Raw genomic sequence first — 6,498 nt, 5'->3', positions numbered from 1 at the left:
CGGTTAGCACTACCGAGGACAATCTGCAGATGGCGAGCGCCCTGCTGCTGTGGCGCAGGGCGCTGGCGCGGCATCACCCGGGCAGGCTCTTCACGGCCATGACAGTGGCACTCGGCGCCAACCGTCTCGCGGAGGTCTCCTCTCTGCGGGCCGGGATTGAGGCGTATAACCCGGTCGGCTCCGACACGACGCGCTCCCGACCGCTGACAGTGCTGGCAGGCGATGTGGATGCAGCGAAGGGGCCGATCGGTGCGGCCCGTTAAGCTGCGCGGACGACGGTTTTGTGCCTGGCTGGGAAGCGTGCGACGAGAGCGGCCCATCGACCGTCGATCTGGATGCGACGCTGGTGACCGCGATCTGTAGGAAGCACGAGCAGATGAAGAGCCTGCTGTTGCTCCGGTAGCTGAGCCCCAATCCACAGGTCTTGACAATTCCTCCACCAGCCCCACGGGGCTGCGTTACCAGCACCACGGCGAACTAGGCTCACACGTGGTGCTTTTCGTCCGCCGTGCAAAGACCGGTGATATCGGCACCGAGCCGTACACCTGCTTGGGCACCGCACAGTTCCAGAGCTACGAGGGCTCGAAGCCGATGCAGATCCTGTGGAAGTTGCACCGCCTGGCGCCGGTCGAGCTGTATCTCGAGGCGCGAGCGGCAGCATAACCGTCCGCTACCCGGCGACGTCACGCCAGCTCGATGCATTCAGTACTAAGTACTCGAGGAACGAGCTCGCACCATCCCGAAGACCACCATCCCCACCACCGGCAGCAGCGGCCACCACCAGGTCACGCCGCTCTCCCCCACCACGCCCACGTTCGCCATCACCGCGAGCCCGGCGATCACGGTGACCGCAGCAAGGATCGGCTTCCAAAGCGGGGGCGCGGGCCTCTCGTCCGCCCGCGGCGTCTCGAACCGGCCCATCACGAGCACCACCACCCCGGTGAGCACCAGCAGCACCAGCGCCCACAGCGGCCTGGTCGCCCACCACACCCCGCTCAGCGGCTCGGGCAACAGTGCACGGGCGTCGACCGCCAGCAGCAGATGCGCGAGGCCCACCATCACGGTGAGGTGCCACAGGAACCAGGTCATGATCCGCTGGTTCACCAGCACGGTGACGAACCACAGCCGGGGCCGGCGCAGCAATGCGGTGAGCGGCTTCTCGAGCAGGAGCACCAGCCCTGCCTGGAGCATGCCGAGGAACGCCATCGTGATGCGGGTGGGGCTCGAGTTGGAGATCTCGTCGGCCGCGGAGGTGATCATCGAGACCGGGTATGGGCCCACCAGCACGAGCAGCAGCAGGCCCACCAGTCCGATCGCAGCAAGCAGCAGCCGTCGGCCTGACCCCGCAAGCCGGCCGTCGAGCCAGGCGTAGCCGACCTGGTGGAACGCCGCCCACACCAGTAGGTAGTTCGGGTATCCGAGCAGCGGCTGGTCGGCGACGAGGCTGAGGGCGTCCACGGCGCCGGCGAGCGCGATGCCGCCGATGATCGACCACCAGCCGAACCTCTCCCACAGCACCAAGCACGGGGGCGCCACCAGGATCACCATCAGATAGGCGGCGAGGAACCAGGTGGGGATCAGCGCCATCTGGGAGGCCAGCTGCACGGTCGCGTTCGGTGCCCCGGCGGCGACGGCAACCACCCCGATCACGAGCCAGGCGAGCAGCAGCGGGATAAGCGGGATCCCGAGACGACGCAGCCTCGTGCGCAGCCACTGCGCGTACCCCACGTCCTTGCGTCTCGCGGAGCGCCAGGAGAGGGCGTTGGAGTAGCCACCCACCAGGAAGAAGATCGGCATCACCTGGAACACCCAGGTGAGCGGGTGAGTCCAGGCGGCGCCGTCGAGCACGCCGTGGGGCAGGATCCCGCCGTCGGCGTCGACCGCGATGATCGTCCAGTGCCCGAGCACCACCACGGTGATCGCGGCAGCGCGCAGGAAGTCCACCACGCGGTTGCGGGAGGCCGGCGTGGCGGCGTCCACCTTCTCGGCGCGGCTCATGCGGGTGGTCGTCATCGCGGAACTTCCCCTCGTCTCGCTCCCCCACCGGCGGTGGGCCCCGGTCGGCCGTGACAGGGGCAGAACCGCTGGAAGTGACGTCAATCTACCGGAGCGGCGCGAGGCGCAACGCCGGATCCCCCGGGTGCGGCGGCGGGAGCAAAGCCGCTACCGCGGCGCTGGAGGATCTGCCAAGCTCGCTCCCATGACCGGACACCCCCAGCACTCCGCCCCGCACCAGCACCGCGCCCCGCACGATCACGTCACCGCGGCCCCCTCCCTCTCCCCCGCCGAGCACTGGGAGCAGCGCTACTCGGGCCAGGAGCGGATCTGGTCAGGCCATGTCAACGCGACGCTCGCCGACGTGGCCGGTGCGTTCACCCCCGGCACCTCGATCGACCTCGGCTGCGGCGAGGGCGGGGACGTGCTCTGGCTCGCCGAGCACGGCTGGCAGGCGCGGGGTCTGGACATCTCCGAGACCGCCGTCGGCCGTGCCAATGCCGAGGCCGAGGCGCGGGGCCTCGACAACGCCATCTTCACCGCGACGGATCTGAGCACGTGGCAGCCCGAGCCGGATTCGGCAGATCTTGTCACTGCGTCGTTCTTCCAGTCCGAGGTGGCGCTGGACCGCACGGAGATCCTGCGGCGTGCGGCCTCCGCGCTGCGCCCCGGCGGCTACCTGGTGACCATCTCCCATGCCGCCCCGCCCTCCTGGTCCGACCATCACCCCGCGCACATGATCGACGTGCGCGCGGAGGCGGAGCAGCTCGCACAGCCCGTGGCCGACTGGGCGGTGGAGGTCGCCGAGGATCGCACGCGCCCTGCCGTCGGCCCCGATGGCGCCCCGGGCGAGCACCTCGATGCGGTGCTGGTGCTACGCCGCCGCTAAGCAGCCGCGCACGTCAGTGGGTCACGTCAGTGGGTCACGGTGGTCTGCTGGTAGAGAGTGAGAGCGGGCCTGCCGCCCGCCAGCGTGTATTGGCTGGCTCCTCCCTCCGGAGGAGGTGCGGTGACCTGGGCGGTCGGTAGGCTCATCAGTGTCTCTGCGGTGCTGGATCCCGTCTCTGCCGTGCTGGGTCCTCTGCGGTGCTCGATCGGTCGCACCGCGGCGAGCCGTCCCACTCGATGCTCGGCACGACCGGAAGGTAACCGCCCCCGTGCAACGGATCGACGAGTCCAGCGCCCCGCGGCCCCGGGTGCTCGCCTCCGCCGCGTGGCGGATCGCGCTCTCGATCCTCCCGCTCGGCGCAGGACTGGCCGCACTGCCGGCACTGCTGCCCGCCGCACGCGACTTCTCGGACCCGACGACGCTCGCGCTCCGGATCGCCGCCGGATTCGCACTGACCGCCCTGACGATCGCCGTGATCCTGTGCCTGATCCGCGGCGCGGATGGTCGGCGGATGCGTGATGCCGGGCTGACGAGTCCGCGCACCGGTTGGCGGCTCGCCGTCTGGGGTGCGCTGCTGTGGACCGTCCCGGCGGCGGCGACGTTCGGCGTGCTCGGGCTGCTCAGCACCCCGCTGACAGTCACCGTGCCGGGGCCAGATCTGACGAGGACCGTGCTCCTGCTCCTCCTCGCGGTGCTGGCCGCCGAGGCCATCCCCGAGGAAGCGGTGTTCCGCGGCTACGTCACGCACGCCCTCGGAAGGGTCACCCGCGGGTGGTGGGTCATCGTCGCCCAGGCGCTGCTGTTCACGCTGTTCGGAGCGCTCCTGCGGCAGAGCTGGAACCCGGTCGACCTCTCCCTGTTCCTCGTGATGGGGATCGGGTTCGGCTGGCTGCGCCTGCTCACCGGCTCGATCTGGATGTCCGTCGGGTTCCACGCTGCGTTCCAGACCGGAGCCCAGCTGGTCCTCACCCACGAGGTGCTCGCCTTCGCCGGCGGGACCGGCACGGCCATGCTCGCGCTGGGCATGGTCCCCTTCACCGTCGCGGCGACCGTCACCTCCGCGCTGGGTATCCCTCGCGTGGTGCACGCGGGGTCGCGCGCATCGCACGAGCGGACTGGCTCGGGGGCCTGACTGAACCGGACGAACGGGCCCGAGGGGTTCCGTCGGCCCCGCCGTGCCGGGTGCTCAGGGCAGGATCGCGTCCGTGTACCCGCCGTCCACGCGCAGCGCCCCGCCGGTGGTCGCCGAGGCGAGCGGCGAGGACAGGTAGACGACCATGTTCGCAATCTCCTCGGGGCGGATCAGGCGCTTCAGCAGGGACTGCGGGCGGTGCAGGCGCATGAACTCCGCCTCCGCCGCCTGCCACGGGAGGGCCGGGTCCACCAGCTGGTAGACGAAGTCCTGCACACCCTCGGTGTAGGTGGGGCCCGCGATCACGGAGTTCACCGTCACCCCGGTGCCGGCGGCATCCTTCGCGAAGCCGCGGGACACGGCCAGCAACGCCGTCTTGGAGACGCCGTAATGGATCATCTCCGCCGGAGTGACGATCGCGGAGTCGCTGGCGATGTTCAGCACCCGCCCCCAGCCGGCCTCCTTCATCCGCGGCAGGGTCGCGCGGATCAGCCGCACCGCGGACATGACGTTCACGTCCCAGTACCTCTGCCACTCGGCATCCGTGATCTCGAGCGCGGGCGTGGCACCGAAAATGCCGAGGTTGTTGACCAGCACGTCCACATCCCCAGAGGCGTCGAGTGCGGCGTTGAGGCCGTCATCGGTGGTGACATCGCCCGGTGCGGCGATCAGTAGTTCAGGGCCGATGCCGGCCTCGGTGAGCGAGGTCAGCGCCTCCTGCACCCGCTGCGGGGTGCGGCCGTTGACGGCCACGCGGGCACCCGCCTCCGCGAACCGCTGGGCGATCGCGAGTCCGATGCCCTGCGTGGAGCCGCTGACAAATGCTGTCCTGCCGGTCAGATCGATACCGATCATGTGTGGGTTCCTCCCCTGGAAGTGGCGTCGTGGGTCGAACGCAGGAGGGGCTGGGATCCTTCCCGGCAGGTCGTCACCCGATGCGGCACCACGCCCGGGGCCGCGCTCAGGCGGGGTCCGTCACTCGCAGCCCACCCCGTCACCGTCACGGTCCAGACCCTTGCGGTAGCCGGGATCGCCCTTGTGCACCGGGGCGGCGCCGGCGTCGCGAGCCGCGTCGCAGTTCTTGAAGTAGACACTGCCGCCGCTGTCCTTCACGGGGGCGGGAGCCGGGTCCGCCTTGGGCGCGGGTGCAGGCGCCGGGGCCGGGGCCGGGGCAGGAGCCGGGGCGGGCGCGGGAGCCGGGTCCTTCTTCGGCGCCGGAGCGGGATCCTTCACGGGAGCGGGTGCGGGCGCCGGGGCGGGCGCCTGCGTCGGCTCTTCCGAGGTGGCCACGACGTCGCCGCCGCCGGTCGCGGGCCAGTCATGATCGTCCTCGATCGCGAGGAAGCCCTCGCAGTCCGCGAGCACCCCTTCCATGGCATCGGCCTCAGCGGGCTTGATCCACAAGTCGTACTTGTCCTTCACAGCGATCTGCCGGGCTACGTACTCGCAGCGGTAGTCCTTCTTCGGCGGTAGCCAGGTGGCGGCGTCGCCGGCGCCCTTCTGCTGGTTCAGGCTCGATTCCACTGCGAGGAGGTTCAACGGGTCGTTGGCGAACTGTCGCTTCACGTCATCGCTCCAGGTCGAAGCGCCCGTCTGCCAGGCGTCGGACAGCGCCACCACGTGGTCGATGTCGATGGTGTTGTTAGCGCGGTCGAAGTGCACGGTGTCTCCACTGTACGGAGAGTCGAGAGTGCCGAGTAGCACCACGCAGCCGTTCGAACCGCCCTTCAGGGTGATCTCGCGCAGATCGCGGCGAAGGATGTCGTTGCGGGTGTCGCAGCCGTTGCGATCCACATCTTCGCGCCAGCCGAAGGAATCACGGTCGTAGCCGGTCTTCTCGCCGCGGCCCTTCTCCTCGAGGGTTGCCAGCAGCGCGAGCGCCGTGCCCGGAGCAGCCGTCACCGCCTCGGGGGTCGGGGTCGGCGCCACGGTGGTGGGCGCCGGCGTGGTGGGTGAGGGAGTCGTGGTCGGCGTCGCGTCGTCCTCGGCCGTTGCCTGCACGTCCTTCTCGACGACTGCAGCGGCTTCGATCTCGGAGGGCGGTGGAGCGTCTACCGCTCCGGCGAGAGCGAACATGGCGACGAAGCCGGCGACCACCGCACCGGAGATGATGCGCGAGGGCCACTTGATGGTCTCGAACTGCTGGAGGGGGCGCCCCTTGGCGTCCTTCATCACCCCGGTGACCAGGAGGATGAGATCGACGAGGTACCAGATGAAGAGGCCGCCGAGCGTGAAGAATTTCAACAGGCCGGTCTTCCAATGCCCGAGGTAGAAGCGGTCGACGCCCCACACCCCGAGGAAGAGTGACAGCGCCCAGGCGAGCGGGTAGCTCTTCCCAGGTGCGGGCAGCGGACGCTGCGGTGCACTGAACGCAACCGTGTCATCGCGGCCTCCGGCGCCACGGTGCTGAGGCTGGCCGTAAGCGGGCGCAGAGGGCCAGCACTGAGAATCGCCGGATGGCGGCGGGGTGGGGCGCTGAGCG

General features: G+C 69.9%; 6 protein-coding genes and 1 pseudogene. 4 read left to right on the top strand and 3 right to left on the bottom strand.

Annotation, left to right across the window (positions count from 1 at the left end):
* A pseudogene (locus ACT3SQ_RS18690) lies at positions 1-263 on the top strand (hypothetical protein); the annotation flags it as partial.
* Positions 264-489: 226 nt separating this feature from the next.
* Positions 490-663, top strand: coding sequence for a hypothetical protein (locus ACT3SQ_RS18685; RefSeq protein ID WP_444601580.1), 174 nt, complete (start codon positions 490-492; stop codon positions 661-663).
* Between the two features lie 45 nt (positions 664-708).
* Here ACT3SQ_RS18685 and ACT3SQ_RS18680 read toward each other — a convergent pair whose 3' ends face one another.
* Positions 709-2,013, bottom strand: a complete 1,305-nt coding sequence (locus ACT3SQ_RS18680) for an acyltransferase family protein (protein WP_444601579.1) — start codon at positions 2,011-2,013, stop codon at positions 709-711.
* A gap of 187 nt (positions 2,014-2,200) precedes the next feature.
* Here ACT3SQ_RS18680 and ACT3SQ_RS18675 point away from each other — a divergent pair, with 187 nt between their 5' ends.
* Positions 2,201-2,884 carry a class I SAM-dependent methyltransferase gene (locus ACT3SQ_RS18675; protein WP_444501980.1) on the top strand — a complete coding sequence of 228 codons (684 nt, stop codon included), beginning with the start codon at positions 2,201-2,203 and terminating at the stop codon, positions 2,882-2,884.
* A 268-nt stretch (positions 2,885-3,152) separates the two neighbouring features.
* Positions 3,153-4,016 (top strand): lysostaphin resistance A-like protein, encoded by an 864-nt coding sequence (locus tag ACT3SQ_RS18670; protein ID WP_444501981.1) that lies wholly within the window; start codon positions 3,153-3,155, stop codon positions 4,014-4,016.
* A gap of 54 nt (positions 4,017-4,070) precedes the next feature.
* On the opposite strand, the gene ACT3SQ_RS18665 is transcribed toward ACT3SQ_RS18670, so the two are convergent.
* Positions 4,071-4,868 carry an SDR family NAD(P)-dependent oxidoreductase gene (locus tag ACT3SQ_RS18665; RefSeq protein WP_444601581.1) on the bottom strand — a complete coding sequence of 266 codons (798 nt, stop codon included), beginning with the start codon at positions 4,866-4,868 and terminating at the stop codon, positions 4,071-4,073.
* Positions 4,869-4,991: 123 nt separating this feature from the next.
* The coding region (locus tag ACT3SQ_RS18660; RefSeq protein WP_444601578.1) for a GmrSD restriction endonuclease domain-containing protein at positions 4,992-6,498 on the bottom strand (1,507 nt) is incomplete at its 5' end.

The organism is Brachybacterium sp. AOP42-C2-15, from assembly GCF_052377065.1.
Lineage (GTDB): Bacteria > Actinomycetota > Actinomycetes > Actinomycetales > Dermabacteraceae > Brachybacterium.
The sequence above is the reverse complement of the archived record's forward strand: the minus strand, read 5'-3'. Positions and strand labels throughout refer to the sequence as shown.